Origin of the sequence: Roseovarius sp. MBR-78, from assembly GCF_040547535.1 — a bacterium.
Lineage (GTDB): Bacteria > Pseudomonadota > Alphaproteobacteria > Rhodobacterales > Rhodobacteraceae > Roseovarius.
This window is the reverse complement of record NZ_JBEPPX010000011.1, coordinates 19,412-39,203: the sequence shown is the minus strand read 5'-3', so window position 1 is coordinate 39,203 and position 19,792 is coordinate 19,412. Positions and strand designations below refer to the sequence as shown.

Sequence of the window (19,792 nt, the reverse complement as noted above, 5' to 3'; positions counted from 1 at the left end):
CATGCACATGACAGACCGGGGGCTTCTGGCCCTGATCCGGCACGAGGGACTCGTGCCCGGACCCTATCTCGATGCAAAGGCCGTCTGGACCTTCGGCATCGGCCACACCGCCGCAGCCGGACCGCCCGATCCGGCCACCATGCCGCGCGGCATGCCCGCCGATCTCGACGCGCGCGTCCGCGAGGCGTTCCGGGTCTTCCGCGCCGATCTCGCGCGCTATGAGACGGAGGTGCTGCGCGCCGTGAAGGTACCGCTCAAGCCGCACGAGTTCGATGCGCTGGTCTCCTTCCACTACAACACCGGCGGCATCGCGAAGGCTGCGCTGACCCGACACCTCAACGACGGCAATCGCGTTGCAGCCGCCGACGCGTTTCTGAACTGGCGGCGACCGGCATCGATCATTCCGCGCCGGGAGGCCGAGCAGGACCTGTTCTGCCATGGCCGCTATCCCGCCGGGACCATCCCGGTCTGGTCCGTGGATCGCACCGGCCGCGTCGACTTCTCCCGGCCCATCCGTCGCCTCACCGAAGGCGAGGCGCTGGCCCTGCTACGGCGACCTCCGACACCGCGACCGCCGGTCGTCAATCCTGAACCCGATACGCCGACCGGCTGGCTCGCCCGGCTGGCCGCCTTCTTCTCCACCCTGATCCGGAGGGCCTGATCCCATGCGCTACATTCGACCCAATTCCCTCACCTGGTGGGCCGGGCTCCTCGCCATGCTCACCGGCATCGCCTCGCTTGCGCTGCCCTCGACCGGGCCGCTGGGCGAGCTGTTCCGCCTCGTCGCTCTGCTTGCCGGCTCGGGCGATGCTTCGCCGGCAGGGCTCATGTTCCTCGGGCTCGGCCTGATCGGTCTGCGCGACCGGATCGAGCGGGGGTTCCGCGGCGATGCTTGAGTTCCTCGCCGGTCTGATCGTGGGCGGCTGCCTCGGCGTCTTCGTTGCCGCCCTCTGCGTCGCAGCTGCACGCGGGGAGCGGGACGATGACTGATCTCCTGATCTGGGTGGTTGCAGCTTTCGGCGCGGTCGGGGGCGTCGTCCTCGGCCGGCTCTGGGGCCGCGTCGAAGGGAAGCACGAAGGCAAACGGGAGGCGGAACGCGATGCGATGGAAGACAAGAGCAAGCGCGTCGGAAGGGGCCGCGACGCGGTTCGCGATGGCCGCAGCGCTGGCGGCCCTGCTGAGCGCCTGCGCCGCAACGATGGGCGCTGGTGAGGCGGGCTGTGCATCTTATGCCGAGGCGCGGCTCGCCCGGCCGCCTGCCGAGACCGTTGATGATGTGCCCCCAGACTGGGCGACCTGGATCGCCGATCTCGACGACCGCATGACGGGGACCTGCCGATGAAAACCCTTTCGCCCGCCCTGCAATCCCACCTCGACGAGGGCACGACGACGCTCGCCTGGTGCTGGCGGATCACGCGTGCCGATGGCGTCACCTTCGGTTTCACCGATCACGACCGGACGCTGAGTTTCGACGGCACGGACTTCGAACCCGAGAGCGGGCTGACAGCCTCCGAGGTGCGCTCGGGCTCGGACCTGTCCGTCGATGCGCAGGACGCCGAAGGCGTGCTGACCTCGGACCGGATCACCGAGACCGACATTCTCGACGGCCGCTGGGACGCGGCGCAAGTCGAGGTCTGGCGGGTGAACTGGGCCGATACCACGCAGCGAGTGCTGATGCGGCGCGGGGCCATCGGCCAGATCAGACGCGGGCGGCTGGCCTTCGTGGCTGAGGTCCGCTCGCTCGCGCATGTGCTGGGCCAGACGGTCGGGCGGACCTTCCAGGCGACCTGCGACGCCGCGCTTGGGGACGCGCGCTGCGGCGTCGATCTCGAGGACCCGGCCCTCAAGGGCACGGGCGCGGTGCTCGATCTGCTGCGCGACCGTGCCTTCACCGCCTCGGGGCTTGGTGGCTTCGCGTCTGGCTGGTTCGCCTTTGGCACCATTGAGTGGACCAGCGGCGCGAATGCCGGGCGCAAGACGGAGGTGCTGGGTCACGATGTGACCTCCGGCGTCGCGGTGCTGACCCTGCTCGAGACGCCAGTCCGGCCGGTCGCCGCTGGAGACGCATTCATCGCGCGCGCGGGCTGCGACAAGCGGATCGAGACCTGTGCCGTGAAATTCGGCAATGTCGTGAACTTTCGCGGCTTTCCGCACATCCCGGGCCAGGACACGATCCTGCGCTACGCTTCCACGTCAGGCGGACACGACGGGGCGGTGCTGTGACCGCCGCCGATCCCGGGCGCGTCATCGCCGCGGCGCGCGGCTGGCTCGGCACGCCCTATCACGACCAGGCCAGCCTCAAGGGCGTCGGCTGCGACTGCCTCGGCCTCGCGCGCGGGGTTTGGCGCGAGGTCGTGGGACCCGAGCCGTTCCCGATCCCGCCCTACAGCCGGGATTGGGGCGAGACAGGGCCGCACGAGGTTCTGGCCGAGGGCGCGCGGCGCATGATGATCGAGGTGGAACCCGCGGCGGCAGGTCCCGGCGCGCTGGTCCTGTTCCGCATGAAACCGCGCGCCATCGCCAAGCATGTCGGGATCCTCACCGGCCCCGACAGCTTCCTCCACGCCTGTGAGCGGCTCGGCGTGATCGAGGAACCGCTCACGCAATCCTGGCGGCGGCGCATCGCCTTCGCTTTCCTGTTTCCGCAACGCTGAGACCCCGACATGGCCACCCTCGTTCTCGGTGCTGCTGGCGCCGCCATCGGCGGTTCGATCGGCGGCGCGATCCTCGGCGTCAGCGCCGCGACCATCGGCGGCTTCATCGGCTCCAGCATCGGCTCGGTCGTCGACAGCTGGATCATCTCCTCGCTGGCGCCGACCCAGCGCATCGAGGGCGCGCGGCTCGACACGCTGCGCATCACCTCGGCCACCGAGGGCGCGGTCATCCCGCGTCTCTACGGCCGGATGCGGATGGGCGGCAACATCATCTGGGCGACCGATTTCCGCGAGGAGACGAAGACCACCACCCAAGGCGGCGGCAAGGGCGGTGGCGGTGGCGGCAAGGTCAAGACCACCGAGTATCTGTACTACGCCTCCTTCGCCGTGGCGCTCTGCGAGGGCTCCGAAGCCGGTCCCGCAGGGACCATTCTCTCCGGTGGAGAGAATGGAGGCGGAGGAGGCCCGGCAGGGCGGGGAATCACCGGCATCGGGCGCATCTGGGCCGACGGCAAGCCGATGGACCTCTCCGGCGTCACCTGGCGCTGGTATCCGGGCGACGAAGCTCAGAACGCCGATCCGTTCATCGCGGCGAAGATGGGCTCCGCCAACACGCCCGCCTATCGCGGCACGGCCTATGTGGTGTTCGAGGAACTGGCGCTCTCGACCTACGGCAACCGCCTGCCGCAGCTCTCTTTCGAGGTGTTCCGACCGCTCGCCGATCCTGACACCGCCGAAGGGCTGACCCGCGCGGTCACCATGATCCCGGCCTCGGGCGAGTTCGTCTATGCGACGCAAGGCATCCGCAAGGGCGGCGGCGATTCCTCGGACCCCGACAACCTGCACGCGCTGCCGGACACCGCCGACATGGTGGTGGCGCTCGACCGGCTGCAGGCCAGCGCGCCCGGCGTCGAGAGCGTGAGCCTCGTGGTCGCCTGGTTCGGCGACGACCTGCGCGCGGGCGCGGCCCGGATCATGCCGGGCGTCGAGCTGGCGGCGAAGACCACGACACCGAAGACATGGGTGGTGAACGGCGTTTCCCGCGCCAATGCACATCTGGTCAGTCGCGACATCGAGGGCCGGCCGATGTTCGGCGGCACGCCGGCGGATTTCGCGGTGGTGCAGGCGATTCAGGAGATGAAGGCGCGGGGCCTGCGCGTAACCTTTTATCCGTTCATCCTGATGGACGTGCCGCCCGGCAACTTGGCTCCGAACCCGTATTCCGACAATGCCGCCGGGATCGGCCAGCCCGCATTCCCCTGGCGCGGGCGGATCACCGTCGCCCCGGCGGCGGGCTTTGCCGGGACCGTGGACAGGACCGCCACGGCGGCGGGCCAGGTTTCGGCGCTCTTCGGGGAGGCAGCGGTCGGCGATTTCGCGGTTGCGGGAGAAGCGGTGAGCTATACCGGCACCCCCGACGACTGGGGCCTGCGCCGCATGGTGTTGCATTACGCCCATCTCTGCGCCGCCGCCGGCGGGGTCGACGCCTTCCTGATCGGCTCGGAGATGCGCGGGCTGACCACCGTCCGCGCGGACGCCGACAGCTATCCGGCGGTGCAGGAGCTTCAGATGCTCGCAGCTGACGTGCGCTCGATCCTCGGGGCGTCGACAAAAATCAGCTATGCCGCCGACTGGTCGGAATATTTCGGCCACCAGCCGGGCGACGGCAGCGGCGATGCGTTCTTCCACCTCGATCCGCTCTGGGCGGACCCGGTGATCGATTTCATCGGCATCGACAACTACATGCCGCTCTCCGATTGGCGCGACGGGTTTGATCATGCGGATGCTCAAGCAGGCTGGCCTGCCATCTACGACCGGGCATACCTGCAGGCGAACATCGCGGGCGGCGAAGGGTTCGAGTGGTTCTACGCCAGCGATGCTGATCGCAATGCACAAGTTCGTTCGCCGATTTCGGATGGTGCGGAGCCGTCGATCTTTAACCCTGCGTCCGAGTTCAGCACTGGCCGCAAGGGCGCTTGGTTTGACCCGTCCGACCTGGCAACGCTTTGGCAGGACGTGGACGGCACAATCCCTGTGACCACCACTGGACAGCTTGTCGCGCGTATAGACGACAAAAGCGGCAATGGTCGTCACGCCATCCAGCCTGATCCTGCGCTCAGGCCCATTCTCGGGCGAGAGAACGCAGCCTTCTTTCTCGATTTCACCTCCAACCGCTTTGTGTATTTCAACATGGCCGGTGTCTATTCGTCTGCGGTCTCCATCGCCATGGCCGGTTACAAGAACGCTTTGACATGGAGCGCCATGCGTTCGTCTGAAGGCGTCCTGGGTTTCTACACCGGCCTGGCGCACCCCACTGTCACGGGACCGGTCAGCGTGCTGGGCGGCGACATCACGGTTGATGGTGCGCCTGTTCAGGCAGATCGCACCGCTCTGCATGCTGCGATCTATCAGCGCTTCTCCGTGATCGCGTCGCAAAACAACACCGTTTTTGCCGATCTCAATTCTACTCGGTCAACCTTCGGGAAATACGGCAGCGTCATACCCGGCTCCTACCGCGTCTATGGCTATCTCGAGGTCGAGCGCAGCACGTTCGGTGATTTCGCTGCCTTACGCGAATGGCTGCGCCAGAAGATGGTCCCTCCCCCCAGACCGTGGGTTTTTCGTTACAAAGATCTGCGCGCCTGGTGGTCGAACCCGCATTTCGATCGTCCGGGCGGGGTGGAGAGTGCTGTGCCCACGGCATGGGTGCCCGAGTCCAAACCCATCTGGTTCACCGAGCTCGGCTGCCCGGCCATCGACCGCGGCACCAACCAGCCCAATGTCTTCGTCGATCCGAAGTCGGCGGAAAGCGCCGTGCCGTATTTCTCGCGGGGCTGGCGCGACGACGCGATCCAGCGGGCCTATCTCGAGGCGACATATCTCTGGTGGGGCGAGGCCGCGAACAACCCGGTCTCCGGCGTCTACAGCAGTCCGATGGTGCATATCCCCGAATGCGCGGCCTGGACCTGGGACGCGCGGCCCTATCCGTTCTTTCCGGAACTCGCCGACGTCTGGACCGACGGGGCGAACTGGCGGCGCGGCCACTGGCTCACGGGTCGGCTCGGCGCGGTATCGCTCGCCGCCCTCGTGCGTCACCTCTGTCTGCGCGCCGGTCTGCCCGAGGCCAGGATTGATGTCTCCGGCCTCTGGGGCGCTGTCGAGGGCTACGTCATCACCGCACTCGAATCCCCGCGCGCCTCGATCGCCCCGCTCGCCCGCCACTTCGGCTTCGATGCCGTCGAGACCGAGGGCGTGATCCGGTTCATGATGCGCGGCCGGGCGGCAGTTGCCAGCGTCACGCCCAACGATCTGGTCGCTCTGAGCGCAGGCAGCGGTGCCCGTGACGGCGATGTGCTGGAACTGACCCGGGGCCAGGAAACCGAACTGCCGCAGGCGCTGAAATGGCATGTCGCGCGCGCGGACGAGGATTACGACGCCGCCGTCCTCGAGGCGCGGCGTATCACCGTGGACACCACGCGCATTGCCTCCGAGACCTTCCCGATGGCGGTGCCGCCCGAAGAGGCCGAGCGCCGCACCCGCCGTGCGCTGATGGAGGCATGGGTGGGCCGGGAGGGCGCCGCGTTCCGCCTGCCGCCCTCCCGGCTGGCCCTCGATCCGGCCGATGTGCTGGCGCTCGAGCATGACGGACGGTCCGTCCCGCTGCGCCTCGTCTCCATCGCCGACGCCGGGGCGCGCGGCATCGAGGCGGTGCGCCAGGACCGCGAGGCCTACGACCTGCCGCCCGGGCAGGCCCGGACCACGGCGCTCACAAGGGCCATCGTGTTCGGCCCGCCCGTGGCGGTGCTCATGGACCTGCCGCAGCTGACCGAAGACCAGCCCGCGCATCGGCCCCTTGTCGCGGCCCATGCCGTTCCCTGGCCCGGCGAGATGGCGGTCTATCGCAGCCCATCGACCGATGGCTTCGATCTGCTGACCAGTTTTGGCGGCCGGGCGCGGATCGGGGCGTTGGTGTCGGATTTCTGGCCCGGCCCGACCTCGCGCTTCGATCTGGGCAACGTCCTGATCGTCGATCTGCTCACCGGCACGCTCGAAAGCGTCACCGACCTCACGCTGTTTGGCGGGGCGAACGCGCTGGCGGTGGAAACCGCGCCGAGCGTGTGGGAGATCGTGCAGGCGGGCGCGGCGGAACTGATCGCCCCCGGTCGCTATCGCCTGACCCGGCTCCTGCGGGGCCAGCGCGGCACCGAGGGCGCGATGGGCAACCCGGTGCCTGCGGGCGCGCGGATCGTCGTGCTGGACACCGCGCTTGCGTCCCTGCCCATCGCCGAGGCCGATCTCGGGCTGCCCTGGAACTGGCGCATCGGCCCCGCCAGCCGCCCGGTCAGCGACGAGACCTATGTCGCGCAGGCCTTCACGCCCAAGGGCGTCGGGCTGCGGCCATACTCGGTCGCCCATGTCGAGCAACCGTGGCGAACGCCGCGCACGCCCGGCGATCTGACGATCCGCTGGACGCGCCGGTCGCGCGCGCTGGCGGCCGACAGTTGGGGCGGGCTCGAGGTGTCGCTCGGCGAGGAACTCGAAGCCTATGAGGTCGAGATCCTCGACGGCGCATCGGTGAAACGGGTGCTGAGCACGGCCACCACCAGCGCAGTCTACAGCGCCGCTCAGCAGACCGCCGACTGGGGCGCGCTGCTCGGGCCGGGCGACACGCTCGACATCCGCATCTTCCAGCTCTCCGCCCTCGTCGGGCGGGGCGCGCCCAAGACCGTCACGCTCCTGTTCTGAAGGCCATCCCATGTCCGACGCCACGACCCATCTCCTGCTCCCCTATATCCTGGCGGCGCAGGCCCAGAAGCATGTCACCCACAACGAGTCGCTGCGCCTGCTGGACGGGCTCGTCCAGCTCTCGGTTCTCGACCGGGACCTGACTGCGCCGCCTGGTTCGCCAGCCGATGGCGACCGCTACATCGTGGCGAGCGGTGCGACCGGCGACTGGGCGGGGTGGGACCTGAACGTCGCGCTCTGGACCGATGGCGCATGGCTGCGCCTGCCGCCGCGGACGGGGTGGCGCGCATGGGTCGAGGACGAGGCTCTGCTGCTGGTCTACGACGGTACTGGCTGGGTCGGCACAACCCCATCTTCTCTGCAGAACCTTGCGCTGCTCGGGTTGGGCACGACCGCAGACGCCTCGAACCCGTTCTCGGCCAAGCTCAACGCCGCGCTCTGGGCGGCGAAGACCGTGGCCGAGGGCGGCACGGGCGACCTGTTCTACACCATGAACAAGGAAGCGGCAGGCGACGATCTCGGCCTGACGCTGCAGACCGGCTTCGTGACCAAGGTGCTGCTCGGCCTCTTCGGGACGGACCGGTTCCGCCTTGCGGTCTCGGTCGATGGCAGCACCTTCCTCGATGGGCTGATCGTCGACAACGCCACCGGCATCGTCGACCAGCCCCGGCTGCCGCGCTTCAAGGCATGGACCAACTTCGACAACTATGTCGGCGTCGATACCTGGACGAAGATCGCCATCAACAACACCGACTATAACGATCAGGGCACCTTCGACGCCGCGAACAACCATTTCGTGGCACCCGTGGACGGCACCTACCTCTTCGGCGCGACGCTCATGTACAAGATCAACGCCAGCGCCACGGCCCGCATGCGCGGGCGGCTCGTGCTGAACGGGACCACCGAAATCCGCGGCTCCCTCGGCGAAATCTCCGCCACCCACGTCTCGCTCGCCACCGCGCTCTGGCTGCAAACCATGGTGGCGCTCACCGCGGGTGATGTCGTCGAGTTGCAGGGGTATTTCCGGGTCGCGGATGGGTTTTTCGCCGCCGAGCAAACGTCGTTCTGGGGCTGCAAGGTCGGGTGAGCGGCGTGAATTGACATTTCTGGCGTCGAAATCAAGCGGCGATATCCTTCACGCAAACGGGCGTTTGTCACCCCAAGCGCAAGGCTGTGGGATCACGCGCAGCCAGCATCACATCCATCCCCGCGTCCCTGCCATCCCGCGATCATATCCCGAAAATGGCAGACGCCGAAACGCAGAGGAAAGGTAAGGCAGCGTGAGGGCGGCGCTTGAGCGATTACGCCTGGGTTCGCGGGGAACGGGACCGCTCGGCTCCGGTGATCTGAACATAGACGGTGGATAGCGCATCGCCGTGGAGGCGCAGCGTCGCCACTGGCCTGGCCCCCATGCGGGTGTAGAAGCGGTGCGCCGGGGTCAGGCTTTCGCCGACGACGATACGAAAGGCGGGCACATTGCGGGCAAGAAAATGCGTGGTCAGGCGGTGGTAAAGACGTTCCGCCACGCCTGTGCCACGCGCGGAAGGGGCGACGGCGATGCTGAACAGCTCATGCCGGGGCAGGTCGCCGCCCGGATCATCCTTGTCGCGGCGCCTGAGGATTTCGAGTATTCCCAAAACCTTGCGCGGCTGAAACATGATCGGCAGCAGGGCCGCGATAAGGTTGGGCCAATCGCGGATCATCTGGCGATAGATCGGCCCCATGCCGCTGCCGCCGGTAACAAAGCCGATCACGCCGTTGCCGTCGGCCTCGACGATCAGAACCGCGTCATGGCTTCGAGCAGAACCCTACCAAGATGCACGAAACCGAGCGTCTTGAACACTGTTGACCAGCACTACCGGTAGCGTTGTCGATTGATTGCAGAATTCAATTATTTTCATGTCGAACAGCCTCGCGGTGCCCAACCAGCCGAGGCTTGTCGTTTACATAGATGCCCCAGGCCTCGGTGTCCTTTGCAATCGTGACCCCGGCCCCCACCACCGAGCCTTGTGCAAGGGTGACATTGGTCAGGATCGTTGCGTTTGCCCCGACGAACACATCCTCCATCAGTTCAACCTTGCCGCGAAGAACGTTTCTTTGATCCGCAGAAACCATAGGACCGGAGCACCGGGCACCGCCCTTGAGAACCTCGGTGGATGTGATCAGTTGTGATCCCGTCGCAATGCAACTGTAATCGCGCGCAATGAAATCGCCGCCGCCACTGACAAAAACATTCGGAGCTATGTGAACCCGGCGACCAACCTGCGCGGATTTCGCCATGATGATCACGTTCTTGTCGAGGAAGCAGAATTCTTTCAGCACGACATTTTTCGGGAATGCAATGAAAACACCCTGTTCGATCATCACGTTTGATTCCATCGTGCCGATCCGGCCCCGATAATACAACGCGCGGAGGTAAACCCCGGAAAAGCTTGGCAACCCCGGAATATTGTTCACGAACATGTAAACAAGCGTGGAATAGACCGGTATGGGAAGGGTCAGGATGATGGTCAGGATACGTTCAAAAACGGCGAGCGGAATCTTGATAAAAGGCTTGGAAAGCCATTTTTCGATTACTGTTAACAGCGTGGATGCATGGCCTGTCTCGGCGTTTCTTGCATCGTTTATATGCTTGAAAAACGCTTCGTCGAATGCTGGCTTCATGTCGGAATCCTGACTTGGACACTATCTTGCGTATCATGCGGCATGGCGCGCGGGGGGCCAGTTCACATCGCCCGCGATGTCCTCGGGCGGGGGGGCAGATCGGGGAATATGCGCCAGACGATGCCCGAGCGCGGGTTGAGCACAACCCACACGGTGAGCGCGATCAGCGCGAGATAGGTGGTGATGGATTGGTGGCGGACATACCATTCCTCCAACCGGCCTTTGTAGGGCATGATCACATGGTCATAAAAGCGGTCCGGGTCATTGGCGGCGTGCATCATGTCCTCTTCGCCGCGAAACACGATCGAGCCGATCCCCGACAGGCCCGGCCGCACCGTCACGATGGCCCGTTGCGAGCGCTCGGGGAAGGCGTCGAAACAGCGCTTCGTCTGCGGGCGCGGGCCGATGATGCTCATGTCGCCCCTGAGGATATTGAGCAGTTGCGGCAACTCGTTGATCTTGGTCTTGCGCAGGAATTTTCCCACCGGCAGCACGCGCGGATCATCCTTGAGCGTGACCGTGCCGGTGCCCATGTTGGGGCTGTCCTTGAGCATGGTGGCGAATTTCAGCAGCTTGAAATAGCCGCCACCCTTCCCGACGCGGTTCTGGCCGAAAAACACCTCGCCCTCGCCGGAAAACCGCAGGATCAGCGCGACCGGCACAAGGATGGGGGCGAGCACGATCAGCGCCGCACCGGACAAGACAATATCAAGCAGACGCTGCAACATGGCCTACATCCTTGCGTCAAGGTATTTGCCGGTTTCCTTGTGGTCGAAATCCGGGATCATGGCGTTGAACAGCGCGACGATCTCGGGCTTGTCCCAGGTCGTCGCGTTGCGGATGCGGTCGATCTCGGACAGGAAATGATCGAGGCTGGCGGGATCAAATTCGGGCGCGTTCAGGATCACGCCGATACTGTCGAAACGGTCCATGTCGAGGGTTTCGGCGGAGGTAAAGAACTCCTCGAAATCCTTTTCGCCGGTGGTGTCGGAGGCAAAGAAATAGACCGGCCATTTGCCCGAGCGGATCAGGTCTGCGGCGCGGTCGCGGGCCTCGTCCTCGGTGGCGCATTCATGCGGCTCGAACCCGCGCGCGTGCAGGTAGCGCACGGCGATATCCGAGAACCGGGTGAGGTTCAGCGCCTCGCTCAGCTTGGGAAAGAAGATGTCGCGGTTGCCGCCCGTCATGCAGGACATCAGGCACAGCTCGCCCGATTCCTGCGGCGTGACGAAATAGCGGCGCACGTCATTGGGCGCGGAAATCGGCTGGTTCTTGGCAAAGCGCTGGTTGAAGCCGTGCAAAAGCGAGCCGTCGGAAAAGGCCACATTGGCAAAGCGCGCCGTGGAAACCGGCATGGTCAGGCTTTCGCGCATCAGGAACATTTCCATGATCCGCTTGCTCGCGCCCATCATGTTGACGGGGTTGGCGGCCTTGTCGGTCGAGACGCAGAAATACTTGGCCGCGCCCTTGTCGCGGGCGGCGTGCAGGGTCGCGATTGTGTTGAGGATATTCACCTCGATCAGCCGCATCAGCGTGAACGGGTCCTTCTCGGAGCGCACATGTTTGAGCGCCGAGAGGTTCAGCACGTAATCATAGCCGCTCGTTGCGGCCATCAGCGCCGCAAACTCGCGGCTGCCGCAATCAATCGCGAAGGTGCGGAAATCGGCATCGTTGTAGCCCAGCGTGCTGCGGATGTCGCGCACCAACTCGACCATGTTGTTTTCGCTGATATCGACCACATGCAGGGCACGCGGGTTGCGCTTGAATATCTCGCGGGTGACCGCCTGCCCGATAGAGCCCGCGCCGCCGATCACCAGAAACCGCGACGCGCCCACCAGATCGCGCAATTGCGCATCATGGCGCGCGATATCGGTATCGAACAGCGCCCGGTCACGGCCGATGAGATCGAGAATATTCATGTCGCAAGCCTGTGGAATTCGCTTTCGGGAACGCTGGAGGGCAGGTTGACGATCCGGTCCGCCAGCCAGCGAGAGGTTTCAAGCCCGTCCGTCTGGCAATCGGCGAACGCCTTGAGGTCGCACATCAGGGCCCAGATCGGGCGGGTCATCACGCCCCGCGCATTGGTATATTCAAGAAATGTGTCACGCGCGTTGCGATCCTTCAGCCGCACGGCATTCAGCCAGAAATTCGCCGTGGTGCCGTCGATGGGATCGACGAAATGCAGACCGTGTTCGGCGCAAAAGGCGCGGTAACGGGCCGCGATATCGGCCTTTATGGTCAACATTGCGGGCAGCTTTTCCATCTGCGCACAGCCAAGTGCCGCGTTGAGATTGGGCAAGCGGTAATTATAACCCACCTCGTCATGCACGAATTCCCACGCGTGCGGCACCTTGGCGGTGGTCGTCAGGTGCTTGGCGCGGTCGGCAAGAGCGTGATCGTCGGTCACGATCATGCCGCCGCCGCCGGTGGTGATGATCTTGTTGCCATTGAAGCTGAGCGTGGCAAGTTTGCCAAACTTGCCGGTGTGGCGGGGGCCGACATAGCTGCCCAGAGATTCGGCGGCGTCTTCGACAAGGGTGATCCCGAATTCGTCGCAAATGTCGGCAATCTCGGCTATGCGGCCCGGCAGGCCGAACGTGTGCATCGGCACGCAGGCGGCGATGCGCGCGCCGGTCCGGCGGTTCACGGTATCGGCCCCGTCGCGCCGCGTATTTTCCTTTAGCCAGCGGCGCAGGGCGGCGGGGCTCATGCTCATCGTGTCGCGGTCGACATCGACAAAGACCGGGCGCGCGCCGATATAGCTGATTGCGTTGCAGGTGGCGACGAACGTCAGCGCCTGCGAGATCACCTCGTCACCCGCACGCACCCCGGCCACAAGCTGCGCCATATGCAGCGCCGCCGTGCCGTTCATGGTGGCAATCGCGCGCGCGCATCCGGTGAATTCCGCGATCCGGTCCTCGAACTCGGTGACCCGCGCCCCGACCGAGGACACGAAATTCGAGTCGATCGTGTCAACAAGGTAAGCGCGCTCGTTACCCTCGAAGACCGGACGGTGCAGCGGGGTAGGGGCGGGGCCGAAAATATCCCCGACAAGTTTGATCAGGGCAGCCGTAGTTTCCGTGTCATTATCTATTATCATGATTTCACTTGATAAATCTGAAACATCTGCACTGCGACACCCTCGGTTTCAACAGCGTTTGACGGGCGAAACATTGGCCACTCGATACAGGTTGACGGCACCGGTGACAAGCCTGAACGGGGGTGTTGCCGGGGTAAAGCACGCTGCCTTCAGCCCGTGGAAACCTGCCCTGCACAATTCTTTGCGCGTGACCTGTCATTGATCTTGGCGGGCGTTTGCAAACAGGAGCTGACATGAACCCTTTTGAAAACCGTAGCCATGCGTTGTCCGGCCCGGCAACTGACGCCCTGCCGGTCACCCCGTCCGACACGATTGACCTGCCCGATGTGGCCATCGGCCTTTATGTCGAGACCGGCGGCAGCATCAGCTTTGTCACCGTCGCCGGGTCCACGCGCAGCATCGTCGTGGCCGATTTCTCGATCCTGCCGATCGGGGTACGGCGGGTGAACGCAACCGGGACAACGGCCACCGGCATTCACGCGCTGGTTCTGGCATGAAGATTGTCACCGATATCAGCGCGACCTCAGCCCGTCCGCGCCGAGGGTGGGGCCCGGAAGGACTGTTCCAGAATGGTGCAGCCGGGGCCTGGTATGACCCGTCGGACCTGTCCACATTGTTTCAGGGTGATCGCGGTATCCGGTCGGCAGGCCTTGACGATGCTGGGCCTTCACGAGACAGAAGAGACGGTGCCCTGAGCGTCATCACAGAGCCCCATCAGCTGCATCATCTTGCGGTTCGTGATTTGGACGTCGTATCTTTCGCGCGCCCGGGCATGAGCGGCGTCCGCCATCGCGGCGGCCGCCTCCGGAGCCACGATCATTTTCTCCATGGCCCGACGCAAGCCCGCTTCGTCGCGCACCGGCACCAAAAAACCTTCCTGGCCGTCGCGGATCGTCTCGCGGCAGCCGGGGGCATCGGTCGTGATCACCGCGCGTCCCATCGCCATGGCCTCGAGCACCGAACGCGGCGTGCCCTCGCGGTAGGAGGGCAGCACATAAATCCGGGCCTGCGCGAGAACGGGGCGCACGTCGTCGAGCGGGCCGAGATAGGCCAGGCCGCCTGCGACCCAACGATCGAGGTCGGCGCGCGCGATGCCATCGGGTCCTTCATCGAACGGACCAACCAGCAGACAACGTGCCTGTGGATGCAACTGCATCACACGCAGCGACGCCTCGGCATATTCGCGCACGCCCTTGTTGCGCAGCAGCCGGGCGATCATCAGGAAGACCGGCGCATCGGGGAGCGGCGCACGCGCGTAATGCGCCATGTCCACGCCCGAGCCGTCGACCATGCCGATCTTGGCGGGGTCGGCAAGGCACCCTGCCGCCAGGAAATCATCCCGGTCGTCGGGGTTCTGGAAGATCACGCGGGCATTGCGGTTGGTGGCGGCGCGGTAGAGCCGCCGCGCGACACCGCGCACGAGGCGCTGGCGCAGCGACGCCGCGCCCGCATCGGTGAAGGCATAGCCCAGCCCGGTGACCATCGCGACCGAGGGCACGCCCGCCTGGTGGGCGGCAAACGCACCCCAGATATTGGGCTTGATCGTGTAGGTCAGCACGATGTCGGGGCGGATGCGGCGCATCAGGCGGTAAAGGGCGCGGCCATAGCGCAGATCGGCAAGGATACCGGTGCCGGTGCGCCGCAGCGGCGTCTCATGCACCTCTGCCCCCATCGCTTCCAGCCGGGCGCGCAGGTCGGCGGAGATGTCGGGGGCACCGACGCTCACGCGATGCCCCGCAGCCCGGAGATCACGGATCAGCGGACCGCGGAAATTGATCAGCGACGGGGCGTAGGAGGCGAGGAGGAGGAGGTGCATGGAAGTCGTTAACGATTTTTCACTACTTGCGGGAATTGGTTTACAGGACGCCCCTTGTCAAACCGGCTGGCGTTCTGACCGTGGGGAACCCGCGGGTCAGAGTGGATCTCATGACCCGTTCCCAGCGCTCGCGATTTCCGCGCCAAGTGAATTTCCCTCGCGAAATAGACCACGCCGATCATCATGATCCACGTTGGTAGTCGCCGCAGAATATCACCGCCTAGGAAATACATCCCGATTGCTGTGGCTGCACCTATCAGCACAGGGCTCACGGTCAACTCCCGGGCAAATCGCGCGGCCAGTGCCACCAAAGCCAACACACCGACCAGCCCTCCTTGCAAGAAGACCGTCAAGGTTGTGTTGTGCGCGTCCGAAAACCCTCCTCCGTAAGGTGCGTGAGACCCGGGGCCGTAACCTACGAGAAAGCTTTTCATGCCGTGCGCGAGCCCAACGGAATAAAGCGCCTCTCTCGCGCCGCCACCATCACTTTCCATGAAGAAGCGGATCGCGACATTCGCCACCAAATCACCCCTCGCGATAATAAAGGCAAAAATCGCTGCTACAAATCCTGTTAATGCTAATATGTTGAAAACAAACCTGTTGCGGCCAGAAGGTCGATACACAACCAGAAAAACGACGCTGACAACGACCCCGAACAGCACGCCGAGAAATGCCTTGGTCGAACCGCTGTCGAGCGCCATCTTGGCGAATAATACCGCCGATACCAGATACAGTAGCCGAGCCAGAACACTTTTTGCTCTCAGCGCAAGGAAGAACATTATGAAACCCATAACGCATGTTATACTGGCCGCTTGGTGAACGTTATCTACCAGTGGCGAAAAAAAATGATAATAACGAAGGGGCATGCCAAATATTGAGGTTGTGACGAAACTCAAACCGTAAAGCGCCGAATAGGTTACAGCCCAGAGAGAAAATAACTTCGTGAAGAAAGACGCAGCGGAAATCTGGTTGTTCTGCGCCAGATGGCCAACGATCAGGATAGAGAGAAGAATGAAGAAATACGCGAATAAATCAAACACGGGGCTAAAGGGCAGTCCGCTTGCAAAGCCGAGAACCAAGGCGTTGTAGAAAAGACCGCAGAGTGACGCCAACAGGAACAGTGCCCAAAAACCTGACAAAATCCGGAGCCGGCCATCTATCGCAATCCTGCCGTGGGATGCAAAAAAGATGACTATTGCAGCGACAACGATCATGATCTCACCGGGACCGACGACTCCGAAGCGGAGCGACGTGAAGGGTGTGAAGAAAAATCCCCAAAAAAGGAGTGTCGGAGCGACGCGTATTACCCTAGCCTTGAAGATCATGATCCAGATTTGAGCATTGTTGCCATCTCCCGCCGGAGATTTTCGGATATTTTATCCATTCCGAATTCGTCCACGCGTTCGTTGTATTTAAATGGTAGGCTACCTTTCAGAATCTTTACATCCAGAGCTTGTGAAAGCCACTCTTCCATATCCGCTCGGCGCTCCGGCGTCGCGCATTCGAAACAGTGCCCGGCACCCAGACGGTCGATCATGTCGCCGATTTCGCTACCACTTCGATTTCCGCTGACGATCGCCAAAATTGGCTTGCGCAGCATGAAATACTCGAACACCTTGCCGGTCAGGACGCCTTGTTCAGCATCGGTGTTCCAAGTCGCGAGAAGGCAGATATCCGCAGACTTCTGGAGCCGGAGAGAGCCCGCTCGCGTCAATCGGCCATGATCTATCACGCGCTGACCCAGCCCAACGGATTCCGCATATTTTTTAAACAATTCGCCTTCACTACCCGCATACTCGAAAACAACATCTTCTGCCGAGTGATTGGTTTTGCGAATGACTTCTGACATAGCGGAGAAAAAAGGGCCAAGATCCCGTTTTCCTCCATACACCGTCCCAGTATAGACGAACCGCAGCGTTCGACCTTCTTCATTTGACGTGGACAGTTCATTGATTTTACACACATCCTCAGGATCGTATCCATTGTTCAAGACCTTATCCCGCATTTCACAACCTTGGCCAACCATCCCATCTCTTTGGCCGGCGGAAATGTAGAATCGAAGATCGCTATTACGAATCAGATATCTTTGGATCCACCGTCGGACATTGAATAAACCTGTGTTTGTTACACAAACCGGATCTCGGAAATCCGTTATGACCTGCCGCCCAAGCCCCATTCTTTTCAGCATGATGCCGGTGAACGGCGATGCAAGACTTGGGTAGCTGCAATAAATAATATCGAAACGCTCATTCGCGAAATGCTTTCGCACATGGCTGCGTACACGAAATTTCCAATCGAAAGCCTTCAACAGCGTATACCCCAACTGCGCATTTTGTCGAGCGAGGGATTTCAGTGTCGTGCGGGCTTCCTGCGGCGACGCTCCTCCAACGGCTGAACCTTTTCCGATTGTTGCGATTCGTGCGCGCTGAAACACTTTCGTGAATAACGTCGATTGATCGACCGTATCCCATCGTATTTCACTCAGTTCGGGAAACCACAGTGAGTCGTCCTTTGCAGCCCAAGGGGGAGGAGCAAGCGAAATTACCGAAACGTCCACGCCGGCGCGCATGAGATACTTGGCGAATTTCGTTGTGCGAACAGAACCGATAGCTTGCTCCGGGTAAAATGCCGTAACGACGAAAAGAACTTTCATTGACCTGTTACTTCTTTTACCAGACGATCAAGCAACGCACGGGGCGCGTTCAGGGGAGTGTCGTGCCAGTTCCCCTCGCGATCGAAATGACCGCCGGATCCGAGCAGTGCAGTGTGCGAGAAGCCGTAGCTGACCTCGAGGATTACCGGCTGTCCGTTCCGCGGATCCTTGATCATGTCGAAACCAGTGCAATCCGAACGCAGGGTGTCGGCAGCCTGAAACGCAGAGTCGATGATGGTTTGATCGATAAGGGTGCGTTCATAAAACAGGCCCCCCCCCCCCGATGCGCGAAAATCGCCCGCTCGCACGCTCCGACCGATGAAGCTGAGTTGATCGCCGACAACAACAACTTTGAGATCGTAGTCGAGGCCCGGCATGAACTCCTGCAGGTACACATAGCCGCGCTCTCGCGGCAGGCCGCGCGCGTTGCGGAGGGAGAAGAAGAACTCGGGCGCGCGTTTCAGACGCTTTACGATATCTTTGAGCGATCGCGCCGATGCTACATTGGATTTGATCTTGAACACCGTGTCGGGCTTGCCGCTGAAACCACGCCCAAACATGCGTTTCGCGTAGTGCCGCAATTCGTCCGCGCTGGTGATGAGGCGGACATTGCTGGCGCCAGAACCTGTGCGCAGCTTAGCGACAACGGGAAACTCGCCCACGTCGCGAATCCACTCGTCCACAGCACTCCTGCAATGCATCGGGTAGTCCTTCGGCATCGCGATGCCGAGTGCCTTAAGAAGATAGGATTGCGCGATCTTGTCATCGAAATGATCGGAATCCGCGACATCGGGAAAGACCCGGCATCCGACCGCCTTGAGCGCTACCAAAATGCTGCGTGCAAAAAGCATCTCGTCTCGAGAGAAATGACTGTAATGCCACACCACGATATCATGCTTTGCCAACGCTTCGAACGCTCCGAGCCCGCGCCAATCGATCAAGCTATGCGGGAGGTCGGCATCGACGCAATACTCAAGCCAGACATGGCCCCAAGACGTTGAATGCCTGTCGTGGAAATCGGATCTCACAATGGCAACACTAGGATGCTTCATAGCCTGCCCTCCAGGAGCTTCAATTTGGTGGAAAATGCTTTCCGATACAGTCTGGTATTCTTTCGGGCTTTAAGAATTATCCCGACTGAATTGAGGTTCAAACGGCGCATATACCACTTCAGGTTGCGCATCTCTATCCGGCCACTGATGAATTCAGCGACAGTCGACGAACGTCGGGCATCGTATTCCGGCGTGCCAGCATCCGCAAGGTGCCCGTTGAACATATTAATGTCGAAGCTTGAAACCTCCTCACCGATCAGCATGCGTTCGGGTGCCATGTATATCGGTATAACGCCCGAGCCCACGATACACCCGTCGGATATCTCCAACGTGCCAATCCCGCCAGTCTTGTTCGCCTCGGAAAGCCGGATAAGCGGTTCATCAGGGTCGCGCGGCGTGTAGACATCATCGAAGACAAAGTTGCCGAGGCTGTAGAAAATCGCCGACCTGCCAATTGTTTCATGCCCTTGGATGACATGCGGGTGGTGGCCGAAGTAGACATAGTCGTATTTGCGGGCCAAGCCGCGGGCAAACGCGACATCATCCGAACTGGGCATGTGGACGTGCTCTTGCCCGGAATGCACGGCAAGAATGCTTAGATATCCGTGGACAGCATTGTCCCCAAGCGCTTTGCAAACGTCTTCGACATCAAGATAATTCAAGCCTTTACCGGTCCGGGCGGCAACCGGCGAAGGGTTGGTGTTGTAAGAGCAGAACCCGAGCAACGCGATCTTTTCCCCGCACAGATCAAGTGTGATTTGCTTTCCCTCAGTGCCGAACCAGCCGATACCTGCTTCGTCGAGGCATGCCTTTGTGCGTTCATAGGCCCGTTGACCGAAATCTCCAATGTGATTGTTGGCGAGCGTGACGTGGCTGATCCCGAGCGCCGATAAGAGCGCTATGTTGACAGGATCAGCCTTAATTGTCGCGGACTTGCCGCTGATCGGAGGCTCGTCCGTCGCAAAAGGCGTTTCAAGATTGCCAACCACCAAATCGAATTGTCTCAGGTAATCCCTAACCGATGAAACCTGATCAATCAAATTGGGGTTTTGGGCGAGGCAATAGCGTCCGAACGGCGCAATATCGCCCAACAGTGCAATTCTCAT

17 protein-coding genes and 2 pseudogenes are annotated in these 19,792 nt (G+C 62.5%); 9 read left to right on the top strand and 10 right to left on the bottom strand.

The window, feature by feature from the left end; all coding sequences use genetic code 11:
- The first annotated feature begins 1 nt into the window (after nucleotide 1).
- From ABIE58_RS10715 to ABIE58_RS10685, 8 genes and pseudogenes are all read left to right on the top strand, one after another.
- Nucleotides 2-661 (top strand): lysozyme, encoded by a 660-nt coding sequence (locus ABIE58_RS10715; protein WP_354544713.1) that lies wholly within the window; start codon nucleotides 2-4, stop codon nucleotides 659-661.
- 4 nt (nucleotides 662-665) lie between these two features.
- Nucleotides 666-896, top strand: a complete 231-nt coding sequence (locus ABIE58_RS10710) for a hypothetical protein (protein ID WP_354544712.1) — start codon at nucleotides 666-668, stop codon at nucleotides 894-896.
- Nucleotides 897-982: 86 nt separating this feature from the next.
- Nucleotides 983-1,213, top strand: coding sequence for a hypothetical protein (locus tag ABIE58_RS10705; RefSeq protein ID WP_354544711.1), 231 nt, complete (start codon nucleotides 983-985; stop codon nucleotides 1,211-1,213).
- Between the two features lie 126 nt (nucleotides 1,214-1,339).
- Nucleotides 1,340-2,224 (top strand): phage/gene transfer agent baseplate hub protein, encoded by an 885-nt coding sequence (locus tag ABIE58_RS10700; protein WP_354544710.1) that lies wholly within the window; start codon nucleotides 1,340-1,342, stop codon nucleotides 2,222-2,224.
- Entirely contained in the window at nucleotides 2,221-2,655 is a 435-nt protein-coding gene (locus tag ABIE58_RS10695) for an NlpC/P60 family protein (RefSeq protein WP_354544709.1), read from the top strand. The genes ABIE58_RS10700 and ABIE58_RS10695 overlap by 4 nt, the downstream gene beginning before the upstream one ends.
- Before the next feature lie 9 nt (nucleotides 2,656-2,664).
- Nucleotides 2,665-4,593, top strand: a pseudogene (locus tag ABIE58_RS20350) (baseplate megatron protein TIM-barrel domain-containing protein); the annotation flags it as partial.
- 669 nt (nucleotides 4,594-5,262) lie between these two features.
- A pseudogene (locus tag ABIE58_RS20345) lies at nucleotides 5,263-7,401 on the top strand (baseplate multidomain protein megatron); the annotation flags it as partial.
- Between the two features lie 10 nt (nucleotides 7,402-7,411).
- Nucleotides 7,412-8,488 (top strand): DUF2793 domain-containing protein, encoded by a 1,077-nt coding sequence (locus ABIE58_RS10685; RefSeq protein ID WP_354544706.1) that lies wholly within the window; start codon nucleotides 7,412-7,414, stop codon nucleotides 8,486-8,488.
- Between the two features lie 214 nt (nucleotides 8,489-8,702).
- On the opposite strand, the gene ABIE58_RS10680 is transcribed toward ABIE58_RS10685, so the two are convergent.
- From ABIE58_RS10680 to ABIE58_RS10660, 5 genes are all read right to left on the bottom strand, one after another.
- Nucleotides 8,703-9,155 (bottom strand): GNAT family N-acetyltransferase, encoded by a 453-nt coding sequence (locus tag ABIE58_RS10680; protein WP_354544704.1) that lies wholly within the window; start codon nucleotides 9,153-9,155, stop codon nucleotides 8,703-8,705.
- 133 nt (nucleotides 9,156-9,288) lie between these two features.
- Nucleotides 9,289-10,065: an acyltransferase gene (locus ABIE58_RS10675; protein WP_354544702.1), complete on the bottom strand. Its 777-nt coding sequence runs from the start codon at nucleotides 10,063-10,065 to the stop codon at nucleotides 9,289-9,291.
- Nucleotides 10,066-10,127: 62 nt separating this feature from the next.
- Nucleotides 10,128-10,793: a sugar transferase gene (locus tag ABIE58_RS10670; protein ID WP_354544700.1), complete on the bottom strand. Its 666-nt coding sequence runs from the start codon at nucleotides 10,791-10,793 to the stop codon at nucleotides 10,128-10,130.
- Nucleotides 10,794-10,796: 3 nt separating this feature from the next.
- Nucleotides 10,797-11,984 carry a UDP-N-acetylglucosamine 4,6-dehydratase gene (locus ABIE58_RS10665; protein WP_354544699.1) on the bottom strand — a complete coding sequence of 396 codons (1,188 nt, stop codon included), beginning with the start codon at nucleotides 11,982-11,984 and terminating at the stop codon, nucleotides 10,797-10,799.
- On the bottom strand, nucleotides 11,981-13,165 hold the full coding sequence (locus tag ABIE58_RS10660; protein WP_354544698.1) for a LegC family aminotransferase: 1,185 nt from the start codon (nucleotides 13,163-13,165) through the stop codon (nucleotides 11,981-11,983). The genes ABIE58_RS10665 and ABIE58_RS10660 overlap by 4 nt, the downstream gene beginning before the upstream one ends.
- A 233-nt stretch (nucleotides 13,166-13,398) precedes the next feature.
- Here ABIE58_RS10660 and ABIE58_RS10655 point away from each other — a divergent pair, with 233 nt between their 5' ends.
- Nucleotides 13,399-13,662, top strand: a complete 264-nt coding sequence (locus ABIE58_RS10655) for a spike base protein, RCAP_Rcc01079 family (protein WP_354544697.1) — start codon at nucleotides 13,399-13,401, stop codon at nucleotides 13,660-13,662.
- Nucleotides 13,663-13,832: 170 nt separating this feature from the next.
- Here the strand turns inward: ABIE58_RS10655 and ABIE58_RS10650 are convergent, their stop codons facing one another.
- The 5 genes from ABIE58_RS10650 to ABIE58_RS10630 are packed head-to-tail and all read right to left on the bottom strand — an operon-like array spanning nucleotide 13,833 to nucleotide 19,792.
- Nucleotides 13,833-14,981 carry a glycosyltransferase family 4 protein gene (locus ABIE58_RS10650; RefSeq protein WP_354544696.1) on the bottom strand — a complete coding sequence of 383 codons (1,149 nt, stop codon included), beginning with the start codon at nucleotides 14,979-14,981 and terminating at the stop codon, nucleotides 13,833-13,835.
- Nucleotides 14,982-14,989: 8 nt separating this feature from the next.
- Nucleotides 14,990-16,306, bottom strand: coding sequence for an O-antigen ligase family protein (locus ABIE58_RS10645; RefSeq protein WP_354544695.1), 1,317 nt, complete (start codon nucleotides 16,304-16,306; stop codon nucleotides 14,990-14,992).
- Entirely contained in the window at nucleotides 16,303-17,634 is a 1,332-nt protein-coding gene (locus ABIE58_RS10640) for a glycosyltransferase (protein WP_354544694.1), read from the bottom strand. Before ABIE58_RS10640 ends, ABIE58_RS10645 begins: the two co-directional genes overlap by 4 nt.
- Nucleotides 17,631-18,686 carry an ATP-grasp domain-containing protein gene (locus ABIE58_RS10635; protein ID WP_354544693.1) on the bottom strand — a complete coding sequence of 352 codons (1,056 nt, stop codon included), beginning with the start codon at nucleotides 18,684-18,686 and terminating at the stop codon, nucleotides 17,631-17,633. The genes ABIE58_RS10640 and ABIE58_RS10635 overlap by 4 nt, the downstream gene beginning before the upstream one ends.
- Complete coding sequence (locus tag ABIE58_RS10630; protein WP_354544692.1) at nucleotides 18,683-19,792, bottom strand: CapA family protein; 1,110 nt, start codon at nucleotides 19,790-19,792, stop codon at nucleotides 18,683-18,685. Before ABIE58_RS10630 ends, ABIE58_RS10635 begins: the two co-directional genes overlap by 4 nt.